At 53.1% G+C, this 17,113-nt stretch carries 12 protein-coding genes; 1 reads left to right on the forward strand and 11 read right to left on the reverse strand.

What is annotated here, in order from left to right; genetic code table 11:
- Positions 1–12: 12 nt before the first annotated feature.
- The 11 genes from MO867_RS00275 to MO867_RS00325 form a co-directional block, all read right to left on the reverse strand.
- Positions 13–525 (reverse strand): ExbD/TolR family protein, encoded by a 513-nt coding sequence (locus MO867_RS00275; RefSeq protein ID WP_252463931.1) that lies wholly within the window; start codon positions 523–525, stop codon positions 13–15.
- 11 nt (positions 526–536) lie between these two features.
- A complete protein-coding gene (locus MO867_RS00280) occupies positions 537–1,202 on the reverse strand; it encodes a MotA/TolQ/ExbB proton channel family protein (RefSeq protein WP_252463932.1) in 666 nt (221 codons plus the stop codon).
- A gap of 192 nt (positions 1,203–1,394) precedes the next feature.
- Positions 1,395–1,667: a hypothetical protein gene (locus MO867_RS00285; RefSeq protein WP_252463933.1), complete on the reverse strand. Its 273-nt coding sequence runs from the start codon at positions 1,665–1,667 to the stop codon at positions 1,395–1,397.
- Positions 1,667–2,311, reverse strand: a complete 645-nt coding sequence (locus MO867_RS00290; RefSeq protein ID WP_252463934.1) for a tetratricopeptide repeat protein — start codon at positions 2,309–2,311, stop codon at positions 1,667–1,669. Before MO867_RS00290 ends, MO867_RS00285 begins: the two co-directional genes overlap by 1 nt.
- Positions 2,298–5,162 (reverse strand): tetratricopeptide repeat protein, encoded by a 2,865-nt coding sequence (locus MO867_RS00295; RefSeq protein WP_252463935.1) that lies wholly within the window; start codon positions 5,160–5,162, stop codon positions 2,298–2,300. The genes MO867_RS00290 and MO867_RS00295 overlap by 14 nt, the downstream gene beginning before the upstream one ends.
- Positions 5,155–7,161 (reverse strand): hypothetical protein, encoded by a 2,007-nt coding sequence (locus MO867_RS00300; RefSeq protein ID WP_252463936.1) that lies wholly within the window; start codon positions 7,159–7,161, stop codon positions 5,155–5,157. The genes MO867_RS00295 and MO867_RS00300 overlap by 8 nt, the downstream gene beginning before the upstream one ends.
- Before the next feature lie 6 nt (positions 7,162–7,167).
- Entirely contained in the window at positions 7,168–7,692 is a 525-nt protein-coding gene (locus tag MO867_RS00305; protein ID WP_252463937.1) for an AraC family transcriptional regulator, read from the reverse strand.
- A 116-nt stretch (positions 7,693–7,808) separates the two neighbouring features.
- Positions 7,809–8,804 (reverse strand): FAD:protein FMN transferase, encoded by a 996-nt coding sequence (locus tag MO867_RS00310; RefSeq protein ID WP_252463938.1) that lies wholly within the window; start codon positions 8,802–8,804, stop codon positions 7,809–7,811.
- Positions 8,805–8,816: 12 nt separating this feature from the next.
- Positions 8,817–10,400, reverse strand: a complete 1,584-nt coding sequence (locus MO867_RS00315; RefSeq protein ID WP_252463939.1) for a general secretion pathway protein GspF — start codon at positions 10,398–10,400, stop codon at positions 8,817–8,819.
- A 109-nt stretch (positions 10,401–10,509) separates the two neighbouring features.
- Entirely contained in the window at positions 10,510–13,041 is a 2,532-nt protein-coding gene (locus MO867_RS00320) for a LamG domain-containing protein (protein WP_252463940.1), read from the reverse strand.
- Between the two features lie 3 nt (positions 13,042–13,044).
- Positions 13,045–14,271: a hypothetical protein gene (locus tag MO867_RS00325; RefSeq protein ID WP_252463941.1), complete on the reverse strand. Its 1,227-nt coding sequence runs from the start codon at positions 14,269–14,271 to the stop codon at positions 13,045–13,047.
- Positions 14,272–14,494: 223 nt separating this feature from the next.
- On the opposite strand from MO867_RS00325, the gene MO867_RS00330 reads away from it, so the two are divergent.
- A complete protein-coding gene (locus MO867_RS00330; RefSeq protein WP_252463942.1) occupies positions 14,495–17,110 on the forward strand; it encodes an HzsA-related protein in 2,616 nt (871 codons plus the stop codon).
- The last annotated feature ends 3 nt before the right edge of the window (positions 17,111–17,113 follow it).

A 17,113-nucleotide genomic window follows, 5' to 3' on the forward strand; every position in this document is an offset into this window, starting at 1 on the left:
TTAACGGCCCCGCTATTTTTCCAGCTCGGGTGCATCGCCGAGGGATATCTGTGGAAACAGTTCTGCATCGACCACTGATGTGGCCAGCACCGCTCGATAACTACGAGCGGTATCCATGGCAGCAACCAGGGTTTTGTAGGGCGTTCCCTTTTCCGAGAGAATGACCAAGTCATCTTTATCGATAGATTTTTCACGCAATTGACGCTTGATCTGCTGTAACAGCAGAGAGACGGTAGCGAAGTCTGGTGCGTTCTCAACATGGGGGATATGCTTCACCGGGTTTCCCGCAGGATAATTAATATCGATATATTGTGCGCGCAAAACCATTTCCAGTTGACGGTTATCCTGTGCACTACTGGCACTGCCATCACTAAGACCAGGCAAGTTCAGTTTAAGCACGGAAATATGGGAGAACACCATATTGAGTAGCAGCACGGGAACCAGAATTGTCATCAAGCTCATAAATGAGGTGATATCCAGTTCTGCTTCTTCGTGCCCACGCCGGCGAATATTAATATTCAGCATGGTGGTAACCCCTAACTGTTGGCGGTGCGTGGATCCGCTTTCTGTGGGCGCCCCATGGTCAGCAGGTTGAGGAATTTAACTCCGGCCATTTGCAGACTGTCGACAATTTCATTGGTCTTGTTTTGCAGCATGGAGTTGAATAGCAACAGAGGTATGGCGGATATAAGGCCAAATGCAGTGGTATTCATGGCGACAGAAATACTGGTGGACAGCATAGTGGCTTTTTCAGAGGGGTCTGCACTGGCCACAGCGGTAAATGCAGCAATCAGCCCCATAATGGTGCCAAGCAGGCCTAGCAGAGTGGCGATATTAGCCAGTGTGGCCAGATAACTGGTGCGCTTTTCCAGGCGTGGTACAGCTTCGAGAATACCCTCCTCAATGGCGAGGGCGATATTCTCTTCGCGTTTGGCGAATTGTAGGGTGTTGATCCCTGCAGCGGCAATACGTCCCATGGCGGCGTCGCTATCGTTTGCCAATTGTAATACGCTCTGATAGCTGCGCTTTTGCATCATGGGTAAAACCTGTTGGTAGGCTTTTTTGTTCGCACTTCCAGCGCGGCTCAAAAATATCCAACGCTCGATCACCATCGCCAAACCGATGACCAGTACCACTGCAATCGGGTACATAAAAGGACCGCCGTTTTGAAAAAAACGTAGCATTGTCTGAGTAAATTCCATGGTTAAATTCTCCAAAAGGGTAAGAAGCTAAAATAGAATGTTTGTGTATTGAGTGAGTGATTCCAACTCCATCAATATCCATTAGGAACGACAGCAGAAGCCCTTGGGCACATTGCCATTCCAACTTGTGCTGTATAAAATTCGGCAGCGCCGCTTCCCTGCGCCACTTATTGATTAGCCATCAAAAACGATTTATTCGGATTGATTCTGCTGAGTTTCTTGCAGAATAATTTCACGGCGAAATTCTGAATATTCCTGATGTTGGAATACGGCAGAAAAGGTCTGAGGTAAAACACTATCGAGTCGTTGTAGGCTGTTGGCTTGTTTCCAAGGGATAATGTACAGAACTTTGGGCTGCTCCTGGCTGCCAATGACTGTCGATTCCAGAGTGGTGATTTCTTCGGCAGTTACACTGTGGATACATAGTGATAACGCCATTAATAAGCGGACAATTATTTTTTTCATCAGAGTCTCCGCCCTAACTCAACTATCCAGGCATTCAGTAATTTATCCTGCTCGGGGTCGGCATCTTGGGCGGCCTGATAGTGCTGTAGAGCCCGTTCCGGTTGTTGCAGATACAGGTCGTAGAGAATTCCCAGGTTGCGGTGAGCGTCCCTGTAGTCTGGCCATCGTTTGATAGCGGCGTTGTAGCACGCTTCTGCATCTTCAAAGCGCCCCCGATCTCGCAGCATTGCCGCCAGGCGATTCCAGGCAAAGATATTGTTGTCATTAGCGGTGATCGCCTGGCGCAGACTTTGTTCGGCGTCTGCATATTTTTCGTCAGACTGCTGCACTATGCCCAGGTTCAGCCAGGCTCCAGACAGCTTGGGCCAGGTATCGGTGATTTGTACTAACTGTGATTCTGCAGCCGCGAAATCTTTTTGCATATAACTCTGATGGGCAAGCGCCATTGCTGCCTGCGCCTGCTGCGGTATTCGCTGCGCATCGTGCAGATAGGGATTTTCTGTCAGCAGTTGCCTGTCACCGTCTACTGCTGGTGCCGAGGATTGAAAACCGCTGCAAGCACACAGGGTGATAGCTGCTAGGGAAGCAAGTAGCAAGCGCGCCGTTACTAAAAGGTTAAACCTACGAGGATCAGTGCAGTGCATCGCTCCACTCCAGAGTTGTTTCTGTTTTTTTATAGCGGGCCGGTAGCAATTGGCCGAGCGAGTGGAAGCTGCGTTTAACCCAGTCGTCGTAGATGCCTTCTACCGTGCGCTTAATATTGGCTTCATGGAGTTCTATCGACTTTTCTTCAAATGGGTAGGCTTGTTCTTCAAGTAGAATTTCGTATTGTTCCAACTCCAATTCGTTCAGGTTTTTTGGACGCTGGGAATCCATCAGGTCCTGGCTCAATTGTCGATAGACCTCTGCCAAGCGGTAATTGGCTTGGGGGGTAAAGTCTGCAATGCCAAATTCCAATATTTTGCGGTAATCAGCTACGGTGGTTTGCATCGCGCGTTTTTTATTGGCGAGACTGGTTTTTAGTGGCAATCGAAGGGACAAGCCGGCAAATTTCTCGTAACTCTGTTCTGCCAGTTCAGCTTGTGAATAGGCAGCTAGATAGCGACCGCGGGGTGATTTCACGGAGTTTTGCGCGAGCTGCTGTAACCAGTAGTTGCGTTTATTGGTCTGTTTTAACTGGGCGTAAAGTTGCACCAATTGATATTGGGCTTCCAGTCGTTGCTCGGCGGGTTCTGGCCACAGTTTGCTATAGCTGCGGTAGCTTTCTATGGCTTTGCTGTGCTCGCCAGCTTTTTGCAGGTTTTCTGCAGCCATAAACAGGGATTGGCGACGTACTTCGCGGTCGGGATCGGTACTGGCCAACTGCAATAATTCTGTAGCGGCTGCCGCTGGCATTTCCAATGCCTCAAAAATCACAATAGCTTTGGCCGCCAGAGTTGGGGCCAGCGTGTGGGCGGCATAGAACTGGCGAAAATCTGCTACCTCCCTACTGGCGCGTTGCCACTGGCCAAGCTGAATCAAATAATTGATCGCGTCGTACTGTGCAGTGGCGGCGACATCTGTGCGGCCACTATCGCGAATACGCAGCAGGTGCCCCAGGGCCTCTTCACTGGGTGCGCTATCTTCTCCATCGCGCTGGGCCAGTGCCAGCTCTGCCTGACGGTAAACTGACAGCTGTAACTGCCGCTGTGCATCTCTGCGTAGGGTTTCGCCTGGCTGATAGTTGAGTGCGCGCCCATAGGCCACCTCGGCTTCTGGGTACTGTTGCAGGGAGAAGTGGCTGTGGGCGAGTACTAAGGCAATCTTTAATTGTTGCTGAGGGTTCGCCGGAGGCTGCCAATTGTCCGCCTGCTGGGCGGCTGCGATGGCTTCAGGAAATCGTGACTGTTGCAGTAATTTATCGGCAGCGACGAGCTGTACCGGCAGTGCCCTTGAGTCTCGCGGCCAATTGTTCGCGAACTTCAGGCTCGCCTCGATATTTCGGTCGAGCCACAGAGTTTTTTGTTCCTGCTCTTCACTGGACATCCCGGCGTACACTTTTGCCGAAGTGAGGATAGCGCCGTAGCCCGCTTCAGCCCCGTGCTTCGGATCTTGATATTCCCAGGCAACCTGGCTGTAAGCACGCCAGGCGGCGGGGTAGTCCCCGGCCTGTTCCAGGCATTCTGCCATCAGAAATACTATGGCGGGGGTGCGCGGGTCCTGCGGGAAGGTCAGTGCATATTGTTGATACAGTGCTGCAGCGCTGAGGTAGGCCTGCAGGGATTGAGCGGCGAGCTTGCGCCGCTGCGTGGTTTTATTTGCCGAGAGTTTTACCTCCTGTTGGCCCAGTGCTTGGGCGCTGGCGTGGTCGAACTGCGCCAGCTCATGCAACCATGGGCGCAGTGTTTCAACTAGTGCCTGTTGTTGCGGCTCTTCGGCAGACTGCCAGTAGTCACTGTGAATACCGTAGCGGAGCACAAATTCCCTTTTTGCCGGGAGCACTGCTTGATGCAGTCTTCCGACTTCTAGAGTCTCTACGGCGAGCAAATGCAGTTGCGGCGCCTGCTGGCTACGCGGGTAGTGTTTAACAAACTGTAAAAAAGTATCCGCACTGTTGCGAAACAGCTCTTTTTCCCGATACCAGCTGCCGAGTGCACGGTACAGATGGTGTTGATAGGGACGGGGTTCTGCTTCGGAATTAAACGATTCAATTGCCTCTGCGCCACCCAGATAACTGAAATTCAGCGCTAGCCCACGCAGGCTGTCCTCGCGCAAGCGCTGTTGCCCCAGTGAGAGTTCTTCGTCCTGTGCTCGCTCGTGCAAAATATCCAGTGACTGTAAAAATATCTCTGCGGAGTTTCGATAATTACTCGATTTAAATTCTGACCAGGCAAACATATAGCGGGCATTATCAGTAAATGCACTCTGTTCCTGTTTCAGCAGTTCACGAAAATCCTGTGCAGCATTGCGATAATCTTTGCGATTAAACGCGGCTTCGCCGCGGCGGAATAATACCTCGCCAATATAGGGCGATTCCGGCGTACTGTCAGCGATTTGTTCGAGTGCCTTTAGTGCCGCTGGCATCTCGCCATCCAGTGCCCTGGCGCGGGCGAGCCGGTAGAGAATGTAATCGTCCTGGGGGCGTTCTGTGGAGAGGCTTTGGTAGTAGTGAACCGCGCGGGAGTAGTCTACAACTGTTTCGGGGTTGTCAGACTGGACCTGTTCCAGGCGCTCCATTTCCAGGTCGGCCAAACGCAGGTGGATTTGCTGGCGTGTTTGGGGGTCGGTTTGACTCTCCAGTGCCGTCTGGTAGCTCTGCACCAGCTTTTGTACTTCTATCGCCGGCGGTGTATTGACACTCTGAGCTTCGCCATTTTGCGCTGTCGGCTCTGCAGCGCGGGGTAGGTCGGCGAGGGTTTGGACCGGTTGATTGCCACAGGCAGCGAGGGCACAGCAAATAGCGGCGTACAGGGTGCGTGCGGCAAATAGTTTTGCCGGGCGCGAGATACTATTCATTGGCAGCGGCTCCAGAAAGCGCATCGGAGTCGACGTCAGCAGCCTCGCTGATAGGTGGTTGTGCGCTCTGTTGCATTTCTGCATCTTGCAGTCGCGCAATGGCCAAGCGAGTGTGGGCCATATAGCCGAGGATTTGTTGCTGCTCTCTGTCCAACTGTGCAATGACTTCGCGACGAAGTGCAGCTTCTACCTGTGCGCTGGCGCGATCAATTGCGTGCTGCTGCACAGGTACTATTTCGCTGACAGTGGCAATGCGATAGGCCAATTGCCGTAGCTGTGGGGCTCGTTGGGCTTCAGAATCAGTATCTTTGCGTTGCTCTTTGCTTCGAAGTAATTGCTCGGCAAGTTGCTCCAGCGATTTGCGCTGTTGCCATAGTTTACCGTGGTACTGCTCATTGGCCTGCCAAAGCAATACCCCTCGGGACTTGCTCAGAGTATTTGCCTGCAAAGGGGTGTCTTTACCCTGTTGTTTCAGTTTCTGATGGCGTTGCTCTGCCGACAACAGGATATCCAGCAACTCCAGGGTTTCATTGGGCTGTTCTGGATCTACAGTGGTGGCCAACAGGCCGAGGGCATCGTGTTCTGTTTCAATCTGTGCAAGAGCGGTATTTAATTGTTCATACTGCTGGGTTGCCATTTGCAGCTGTTGATCAAACTGGGCGCTATTATAACGCTCAATAATGGCAGTGCGGCGCCGGTGCCGCTCTTCAATTAATTCGGCGAGTTGCGGTAACTTGTTTTCCCAATCCTGCAGAACCTGTGACATCTGCTGCAGGTCGCGTAACTCAGTCAGACGTAATTGAAAGTGATCACTTTGTAAGATGGGCTGTAAAAAATGCTGGTTATCTCGCAGCAGGGGGTTGGCCTGGGCCAATTGCAACCAGCCATAGCGCCTGACTTCCCGTACCTTCGGATCATAGGCCAGAGGTTCAGTGGCCAGTGCCTTTTGTAATTGCTGCAGTTGCCCGAGCGTTTGCTGATAAAAAGTTTCTGACTGTTGATAGGCGCTGAGAGCAATATTGCGCTTTCCCAGTTTCTCGTAGCCATAGGGCAGCGCGACCATGGCTTCACGAGCCGCGGGACTCCGGCCGTGTTGATTCAGTAAAAACTGCAGGGCATCAATGCCCGCCTGGTAATCTTCATTGTTGATAGAGGACCAGGCCATACCCAGTAGCGCACGGGTCGCCCATGGCGTATTGAGTCGGACTCGCGCAAAAGCCTGTTTGGCCTCGGTATGCTGTTGTGCCAGTGCGAGGGCGTAGCCCGCACCGATATGGGCTTTGTCTGCCAATACTGGGATCTGTACAGATGGCTCGCCGATATCCCCGGCCAGTTCGACGGCCCTTTGATATTCGCTGACCGCGGCTGGGAATTGCCCGGTCCTGGCCAGGGCTGCGCCGAAGTTGATATGCCCAAGTAGTTGCTCTTCCGCTGTAATCTCTGTGCCTTCCAACAGTTTTTGCGCCGTGCTGAAATCGTTATTGCGCAGCGCCAAGTTGAGTGGTAGCGAAGATTTCTGCGCAGCGCCAGATTTCTCCAGCTGTGCAGCGGCGGTTGCAAAGTCACCATTGAGATAATTGAGCTCTGCCAGTTTTAGCCAGGCTGCCTGGTGATACTTAGGCACTGTGTCTGCTGCAGGGGTATCGAGCTGCTGCTGAAAAAGTTCGCCGGCGCGCCGGTGTAGGCCAAAACCAAGACTGATTCCGCCTTCAATCATTGCAGCATTATCCCAGTGTACTTGGATCGAATCCTTTTTCTGGGCGACCAACAATGTACTCAGTGCAGAGAAATAATCCCCCTGGAAGTATTTATATAGCGTGGCGCCATAGGCGAGGTCCTGGGCCCGTTGATAGGTTTTGGCTGTTTCTTGTGCGCTGCTTTTATTCAGTAATTCTGGCTCAGCAGTCGCTGTTACAAGTTCCTCAGTCTGCGCGTGCAGATTGCCAGCTAAGAGAGCCAGCGCCAGGGACAAGGTGCGGGTAAGAAATGGGTAGCGCATGGCGGGTCAGGGGGTTGGCCACTGCACTAACTCAAATTCCGGTTGTTGTTTTCCGGATTTATCTGAGATTCGCAGTTCAATTACGGCGGGTTCGTCGGTTTTACTTAACTCAAGTTTGGCCGCTCGTTTGTATTCGCGTCCCTGTGGACCGAGGCCTGTGACAAAAGCAGAAACAGTGTAATCACCGGACTTCAGGTTGCCTTTAAATAGCGGTTGAATACCGCCGCGTATCAGTGCTTCGCGCTGGTGTTCGGTATAGAGGTGGCTCGCACTGAGCTTGTTGTCGATATGCAGCTTGACCGCATCCAGGGCAAAGTAATGGCCGACATCCATCGAGACATAGAAAGCGATCTGGCTTTGTGCTGGGTAGAGCAGGTCTTCCTCAAGGATTAATAAGTCCCTGTTGAGTTTGAGCACATCACGTTTCAATTCTTCCAGTTTTTCTGCGGAAAAATTGCCCTCTTGAGCCGACAGCCAACTGTTGGCAAAAAGGCTGATAGAGAAAATTAAAAACTGGAAGAAGCGTCCCATGACAGACCTTTCGATAGGGTTTGGTATTATTTTTTGGCCGGCGCAAATTATGTCAGGGGTTCAACGATCTGATGTGATCCCGTTGGCAAATTTTCTATGAAGATGAAACGGATTAGTCAAAGATTCTCTAAACCGCGACTGAAAAACAAGTGGCGGTTACTGTCGATGACCACCGCCTCAAATTGAGGCAGTCGATTAATGAGTGCGAGGCCTTTTTCTTTGCCGAGGACAAAGACACTGGTAGAGAGCGGGTCGGTATCAAAACCATGCGGGCCGATAATGCTGACACTGATCAGTTTATCGGTATCCCCCTCAGTGGTTTCAGACGGTTTCCCGGTGGATGGATTAAAGATGTGATGCACGCGCTCCTGCTGTTCATCGATAAAGTAACGCTCGTAATCACCGGAAGTGGAGATGGCGATATCACGCAGGGGGATCACTGCGGCATTTTTACTTTTTTCGCGCGGATGGCGAATACCCACCAGCCAGGGCTGGCCACGCTTATCGCCGAGCATTCGCGCATCGCCGCCGGCACTGACACTGGCACAACAGATCTCCGCCTGTTCAAGTATGGCGATGGCCCTATCGACCGCATAGCCCTTGGCGATACCGCCCAGATCTATTTTGGTCTGGCTGTGACTAAAGCGTAGGGAATTGGATTTTCTATTGAGTTTCAGATGGCGGTAATTTAAAGCTTCGAGCAGTGAATCGGTCAGATCGCCATGAGCCCGCTTTTTGTTGCGGAAATCATAATGCTTACCCAGCGTGGCGTAGCTGATATCAAAAGCGCCATTGGTTATTTGACTAAACCAGAGAGATTTATCGATCAAGCGGGTGAGTTCGTCAGAAATATTGACGTTACCCTGTCCCGCCTGTCGATTGACCAGCGACAGCTCGCTGTTTTCCTTGTAGGGCGACAGCTGATTATCCAAACGGCGGAATTCAGCCATCACGGCTTCAATCAAGTGTTCGGCCTCAGCGCTGTCCTCATGCCACAGTTGCAGGCGAACCTGGGTGCCCATAATGGCGCGCTCGGCATAGTGCCACTCGGCCATGGACGGTGCCGTATTCAAGGCGGCGCACAGCAACAGGGTTTTGATAAAACGCAACATCATGGGTCCAGGCTAAGCGATTGGGGCAAATGCCGTCATGCTGTCCATCAGGGTGCTGTTACCCAGGCCGTGATTGGGGAAAAGCGTAGCGAAGTTGCTTTGCTCCCCATGCAGGGCCAGGTAATTGAGCACTACGGATTCCACCAGTAAGTTAACGTTATTGGCGGCGGGGCTGGATGCAGTTTCCACATCGCCGGAGCTGCGCATATAACCCAGTTGTTGGTGACGAGCCTGTTCGTCAACGGAGCCGCCCAGCAACTGTGGGCGTCCTGCTGGGTTGTATACCAGGAAAAACGAAGCGGCGGTCTGCTGGTCATCACCAGTCCAGACGCCTTTGCCGCGACCTTCGACCGAGTTATCCAGCATGCCATTGGAGAAAACCGAGCCATCGCTGTAGACGTAGATCATTAGTGGCTGGTTGCGGCGCGCTGCATATTCCAGGCAGGCGCCAATACAGCGGCCGGCGCGCAGGTCACGCATCTCGCCGGTGGCACGATCGCCGGTGTGGTAATCGTAACCGCCCATGGTCACAGTACCCGCACCGGCATAGCCGTTCACCACAAGCTTCATCACCGAGGCGGTTTTACTGAATTCGTTGTCACTACTCAATTCTGAGCTGGTAAAAATACCGGAGGGGCCGACAATATCTGGATCCGCTTCCGGATTTAAATCTGCCGGGTTGCCGAACCGGTCGGCCAGATCGGCGCTCTTCATATATCCACAGCGCACCATATCTTTAATGACCGCATCGGTGCTGATTTTGGTATTGACGCTGCCGAGTTTGGCATCGGAGATACGGTACATGGATTCCATCACCGCTACAGTGTCGTCCTGGCTGAGAAGGCCAACCAGGTCACCCACGTCGACAAGCCCGGTAACATCTGACGGGCGGTCCACTTTGGTGGGGCGCACTTCGGGATTAATCATGGCGGCGGGAGCCATGGAGTTGCCGCCGGAATCACTGGAGCGCGAGCCGACCAGAGCCAGCAGCGAGCCATTGGCACCAGCCTGATTGATGCCGTACATGGGGTTGTGTGGATTGTTGCCGGTATCATTTTCCGAACGCGCAGGGATAACCGCACCGTTGGTCGCGGAAGCGGTGCCGCTGCTCACTTTTTCCAGAATACCGCGCAGCATGCCGCTGTCGCTGTGGAAGGCGAGCCCCAGGTCGGAATTGATAAAACTAGTGCCGGCATCGCCGCCAAGGGAGGGCACCATATCGCCGGGCAGTCCCTGTTTGTTGTATCCGGCAGTACCGAGGAAATCCAGTTGGCCGCCCTCTTTGCCCACCAGCACATTGGAGCCGGCAATATTGGCCCCGCCGGCCAGGTCGAAGCAAATAAATGGAATTTTACCGGCGCCAAAGGCGCTTACATCGCAGGGTCCGCCGTTGCTTTTACGCAGAGCTTCCAGATCTGAAGATAGGGCAGCGTGCGCGTTGCGGGGGTTGGCAAACAAACTGAAGACAGAGCCGCCCAGTACTGTGCCCATACCCGCACGAAAACCCTGGGCGAGAAAATCGCGGCGTGTCCTCGGACGGTGGTGGTCCGGGTGTCTTAGGGGCTGGTCCAGGTCAAAGTGTTTTTTCTTGCTCATAGTATTCCCGGATGAAGTATTTGGAATGCCGGTTATTTATTGTTAACGGCTTTAGCTGGCGGGACGCGGCGCCCCACCCGGAAAAGCCATTTATTGTTTGATCGCGCAGTTAGTGAATCAGAATCATGGCACTGCCCATCGCCGCAGCACACACTGCTTTCACAGTGGTCTCGGTGCGATCGGCAGCACAGCTGCCACCACAAGCCGTCATGGTATCTATCAATAAATCCAGTTCAGTTTCTACCGTGCTAAGCTCTGGCGCGCTGGCAAGCTGCGAGACGCTGCCATCGTGCCAGGTCATTTCGTGGCCCACTAAGCTCTCCATCAGTGGATCGATAATCAGTGAGCGTTTACTGGCGCTATCGAAGGCACTATCAGCAGAAGCGGTAAAATCAAATCCGTTGAAGAAGCTGTTGCGCTCATTGGAGTCCACTAGCGTGCTGCAGTATTTAACCGCTAACTGGGTGATACCCATTTGCTGTGCGGCCAGGAATCCTTCTATATCACTAGACACTGGCAGCTGGCGTTTAACCGTATCCCAGGTTTCCCAAATGTCTGGGTGAGCTATGGAAATTCCAGTGGCCTGGGAGAGGCTTGCGTTGATCTGTTCGAAGCGACGCAAACCGATACGCGATTGTGGTTCCAGGTCTGAAGCTTCTGCCGGGGCGGCTGGCGTTTCCTCCATACGGGCGTAGCTCGCATTGCCTATCCGCTCAAAGGTCAGGAAGAATTCATCGGGAGCCTGCGCGTGAGTAGGTCCATTCTCCAAGGTGATAATCGTGCCGAGCCTGGAGAACTGCTGCCCCTCTCCGGCCAGGTAACTATCGTCTACCGCGGTGGATAACTTGGCCCAGGCTTGGCCCACTTCGGCCTCGCGGCCATTGATGCCAATACGCATGCCTTCAATAGCGATGCCGGAGGGATCAACGCTGTCATCAAGATTGATGAAAGTGGGTTCGCTAAACAGGTAGGCATAGTTGTCGAACTGTTGCACCGTAAGCATCACGTAGCTTTCAGCAATGCCTGTGTGCTCTTCGACGTTAAATAACAGCAGGTATTTTTCACCCACACCCACGTCGTAATTAGTGGCAACATCCTCTGCCGACAGTGCGCGGGAGTGAATGGCCAGCAAGCGAATGGAGCCTTCCCAGCTGTTGCCATTACTGACTTCGCTGCCAACTGCCAGGGCGAAAGTATCGTCCCAGGTGTTGAGTAGGCCTGCTTCAGCGGGGTCCATTTCACCGGTGTCGGCGCCATTTACATAGAGTTTGCGCCCGTTGATGGGATCGTAGGTGGCAATCACATGTTGCAGGCTGGCCTGCACTACCTGATCCGCATCATCCGTGGCCAGGACCGGCATGCCGTCTGCGTCGGTGCTGTCACTGCGGTTCTGGAAGGTGTAGCTGTACTGGTCCTGGCCGAGGGTGAGGTTACGGATATCATCGCCGCCGGAGTAGGTGACGATCCGTGCGGGCCCATCCTGTGAGACGTTGGCCGGTGCTGCCCAGATTTCGATGGAGTATTCGCCGGTCGCGGTCAGGGTGTCGTAAAGCTTGCGACTGGTGGCGGTTGCGCCCTGGGCTTTGCCACCTTTCAGTTGCAGTCCCCAAGAGTCGATCCACTCCACATCGCCAGACAGAGCCAGGTCCACCGCCGGGTTGACTCCGGAAGTATCGAATGCGGTGGTACCGCTTCCGGTTTTGAATTCATAAAGAGCAATCGCATTATTTTCGATACGACCGCCACTACTGGCCACAATCCCATCGGTCAGACGTAGCGCTTTACTGATCACCCAGTCTGAATCTACCTGAGTGAGGCTGATTGTATCGGCAAATGCCTGAATCGCCGTGGTCATGTCGTCTTCATTACTGGAGCAATCATCCCAGCAGTTATGGAATTCATTACCCAGGCGAACTGAGAAACGTGAGTCGGCAGGTGAGTCCAGGTTTATTTTGCTTACCGCAAGTTCGTAGGCCAGGTCGACATCGGCGCTGGCGAAAAATGGCTGTTGAGCGGTCGCGGCGTCCTCACTGTGGCAGTCGGCGCAGTAATTGCGCAATAGCGGGTATACCGTGCTGCCAAAGCTACCGCTGTTTTCCGGGAAGCTTTTACTGGCACCGACATCGCGTTCAATGGGGGCGGTGAGAGAAATGGTGTTGCTCAGGCTGCCGCTGGCTCGAGCCCACTCTTCAATGTAATTGGTAATAATTTCTGAGCAGGCATCAGCGCTGGACAGCCAACAATTGTGCCCACCGCCGACTTTGGTCACCAGGCGGGATTCATCCGGGGCTGACAGATTTACCAGGTCTCGACCCGCATCATAGGCCGCATTGATATCATCGCCGCGCACAAAGTGCGGGCTCTGATTATTTTCTATATGGCAGCTGCCACAGCGGTTTTGTGCGGCTAGGTTATCCCAGATATAGCGCTTGTATTGATTGACGTCGTCAGTCTCAGGTCCCGGCCCGGAATAAGTGGCACCGCCATTGTTCTCTGTGGTATCTGGCTGTGTCTCTGTGTCCTGTCCACTACCGCCGCTACAGGCAGAAAGAAAAATAGTGGCGCAAAACAATGCAGAGATACGTAATCTGCGCGTTGTAAATATGTTTTCCACCCGAGGGAGAGCTTTATTAAGTTTCATTTTTTAGTCTCCAGCACAGTAAACGGCAGAGTCTGCGTAAACCTGCTTTAACTGGTAGCCGGTGTTGCTGAAATCATCAGTGATCGTTTCTATGCGGGCGCGGTCGGTGGCATCCTCGGGTTCGCGCAGGCACACCTGGCGAAATACTTTGGTGACTTGGCACACTGCAAAGGCGCGGCTGTTCGAAAGCTCTTCGCCCAGGGACTTGGTACCATTGCCACTGCCGGGCAGAGAGGCGCTCCAGCCCAGGTGCATATTGGGCCCTTCGCGCCAGTAATTAGCCCAGCTGTCGTCGGGAATAATAAAACCGTGGGGAAAGTTAGCACCGTTGATCAGATTTTTGGCTTTAACGCGGCTACTGGTTTCGGGATCCAGATCACCGGCGGTGTTATAGTCCAGTGAGCCAGTTTCACCCGTGGGGTCATTGTCCGCATCGTAAACGTAATCGTAGTAGGCGAAGGCCTGGGCCATGGGGTCCATGCCGCTGTGGCAGCCGATGCAGTTATTTTGGAAGACGCGGCTGTCTCCTCCAGGGCTGCGGCTCACGTCGCGACGAATTCGATCCGGTGAGCGGCTGGTGTCCTGAACTTGTTCCATATCCCTGCACAGGTGATTAAGCATGGTAAAACGGAACATGGCGCGATTGGTGCCTGCGCTGAAAAAAGCTTTGGCAGCAGCGCGGCTGGTGAGAACACCTGCGGTGGCATCTGCGGGTAATCCGTTCAAGGATGACTGGTTCTGCTGCACCAGATTGTCCTGCAGAGAGTAGCCACCGGCTTCTAGAGCCTCATAGTGATCATTGTTGCCAGTATTGTACGAGGGCAGACCGGAAACATCGCCGCTATAGAGAATATTGCTCGTCAGTAGCTGACGGAAATCCATATCGTCGCGCACCATACCGATGACCGTTGCACTGTAATCGTTGAGCGGTGCGAATACGTCCTGTTCTTCGTTAGTCCAGGGGGTGGCGAGATTTTTTAAGGTGACATTGTAAAAAGCATCATTCTGCATTGCTGTATAGGCCGCGGCAGCAGGATCGCCATCGTCTATATCTTCAGCCATATCCAGTAGCACGCTTTCACTGGGGATAGTGCCCGTGAGGCGGTTGTGAATTTGCAGGGCCTGATCCTGGGATGCGGATAGGACAGGATTGCTCCACAGACCTACTCCGAGCAATGCGCTTACCGCTGTGAGCCGGAATACACGCGCTCGAGACGAATTATTTTTCATGGGACTATTATTTTGTCGGTGAGATCACTGGGGTGTGGCAAAGCAGTCTAAAAGCAGATTTCAATAATGTCAGAGTCACTTTTAATATTTGCGTCCCAGTTGGCAAACTTTTTGTGCGCAACTTGCGAGAATTACACTCAGCGGTAGAAACCGTTTAAAAATTCTCAGGCGAAGAGCACAAAAGGCGAGCGCGGCTCGTGCTGAACCCGGATGGATAACAAAAATGAAATTTTTGCGTGCGGTGCCGCTTTTGCTTCTGGTGGCGGCGTGTAGTGGTGGTGGCAGTTCCGGTAGTGGCGGGAATCAGGCGAAAGATCCGGTAGTGGAAGATTACCCCATTGCCTTTGTACGCCGTCAATTGAGTATCGATGAAGACGGTATTTTGTTACAAGATGACATCTACGAGCCTTACGAATTTTTTGCGGGTGCGGAGTTAATATTAAAGGACCGTGCTACCGCTAGTGCCACAGAGACAATAATTACTGCTGATATTTTTGACGGCGAGTACGATGTTAAGGATCTGAATACCTCTGCCGATGGCACGCGGCTTATATTCGCCATGCGTGCGCCGGAAATTGAAGATGCGGATGACGACGAACAACCCACTTGGAATATCTGGCTGTACGATACCGATACCGCAACTTTAAGCCGTGTTATTGAATCGGACCTCACTGCAGAGGAGGGGCAGGATATAGCCCCGGCATTTCTGCCGGACGGGCGCATTGTCTTTTCCTCCAGCCGTCAGCGTCGATCGCGGGCGTTACTACTGGATGACAACAAACCTCAATTCTCCGCGCTTATCGACAGTCAGCAGGACCCGGCCTTTGTGCTTCATGTTATGGAGGCCGATGGTAGCGATATCACCCAGATATCCTTTAACCAGAGTCACGATTTAAACCCAACAGTACTGAGTGATGGACGAGTCCTGTTTAACCGTTGGGATAATGCCGGTGGTGTGGACAAATTAAGTTTGTATACGGTTAACCCGGATGGTTCTGATCTCGCGATTTACTACGGTTACCACAGCCAAAATACTGGCACGGAAGAGACTCAAGCAATTTTCAATCGCCCGCAGGAAATGCCCGATGGCCGCCTGTTAGTGACTTTACGCTCACCTTCGGGGATCACTTTTGGCGGTGACCTTGCCACTATCGATGGGATTATCTATAGCGAAGCTTACAGTGAACCCGAGCAAAGTGGCGAGCTGGTAGGGCAGGCTTCCCTTACTGTGGGCGAAGTCAGCACTAACGATACCATCTCGGCACACGGTACTTTTGCTTCGGCCTGGCCATTCTATGATGGCACCAGCCGTTTGCTGGTTACCTGGAGTGAATGTCGTATCGTAGAAGCGGAAACTGAGCAGCTGCGGACTTGCCCGGAGACGCTTGCGGAAGATGAAGAGGTGCAGTTGGCCGACCCCCTCTACGGTTTGTGGATTTACGATTATATTGCCGGTACTCAATTGCCTATCGTGGTGGCGGAAGAAGGTGAGATGATTTCCGACGGCGTTATCCTGGAGCCGCGCACAGAGCCCGCCTATATTTCCGACCCGGTACCTGGAGTGGATGTCGATGCTGACCTGGTGCAGGAGTCTGTGGGCATTCTGGATATTCGCAGCGTGTACGATTTTGGTGGTGAGGATGTTGCCGGAATAGAAGTCCTGGCGGATCCGGCACAGACCAGTGCCGATCTACGTCCCGCACGATTTTTACGGGTGGCAAAGGCGGTTGGAATTCCCGATGACGATATTCTCGATTTCGATCGCAGTGCCTTCGGTCGTAACCGCAGCGAGGGGATGCGTGAAATTTTGGGGTATACCCCGATTCAACCAGACGGTTCCGTCAGAGTAAAAATACCGGCGGATATGCCTCTGGCAATTTCTGTTGTAGATGCGGACGGTAAACGTATTTTTGATCGGCACTATAACTGGTTGCAGTTGCGAGCCGGGGAGGTGCGCAGTTGTAACGGCTGTCATACCAGCGACAGCGAAGTGCCTCATGGACGCACCGATATGCAAGTGGTACCCGCCTGGGCTGGCGCGCCGACTTCGGCGGCGCCTTTCGTCAATACCGAGCCTGCGCTGTTGGCGGAAATGGGTGAAACTATGGCCCAGTTATTGGCGCGTCTCGTGGGAGAGGCGGACCTGGAAGGGGATCTCAGTTATACCGACTTGTGGACCGACCCGGCAGTACGTGGCAAAGATGTCGATATTCTACTGTCTTACTCCGAACTGACTACCCTGGCTCCAGTGGCTACCACTTGTCTGGCGGACTGGAGCAGCAACTGTCGCTCCGTGATTCACTACGAGCAACATATCCAGCCGATATGGGAGTTATCCCGCGAGGTGCTTGATGGCACTGGTGCTGTTATTGCCGATAACACCTGTACCGTCTGTCATTCACCAGTCGATGCTGCTGGAGCCACCCGTATACCCGATGCGCAATTGGACCTCTCGGCCTCTGCCTCCACGGTTAATGATGCCTGGTTTACGTCCTATGCCGAACTGCTTGTCGATAGCCCCGAGCTGGAATTGGTCAATGGCATATTGTCCCCGCGCCTGGTGCAGGAATACGACGATAATGGCAACCCGGTTTTTGAGGTAGATGAGGAGGGTAATCCGGTACTCGATATCAATGGTGATCCAGTACCGGTAATGATTACCGTGAATATTGCCTCGGCGATGACGGACTCCGCTATCGAAAGTGCTTTTTTCACCCTTTTTCAAAATGGCGGTGCGCACCAGGGGTATTTACAGGATGCAGAGTTGCGTCTGATCGCTGAGTGGTTGGATATTGGCGCCCAGTATTACAACGATCCCTTTGCGGCACCGGTTGATTGATTC

Origin of the sequence: Microbulbifer okhotskensis, from assembly GCF_023895975.1 — a bacterium.
Classification (GTDB): Bacteria; Pseudomonadota; Gammaproteobacteria; order Pseudomonadales; family Cellvibrionaceae; genus Microbulbifer; species Microbulbifer okhotskensis.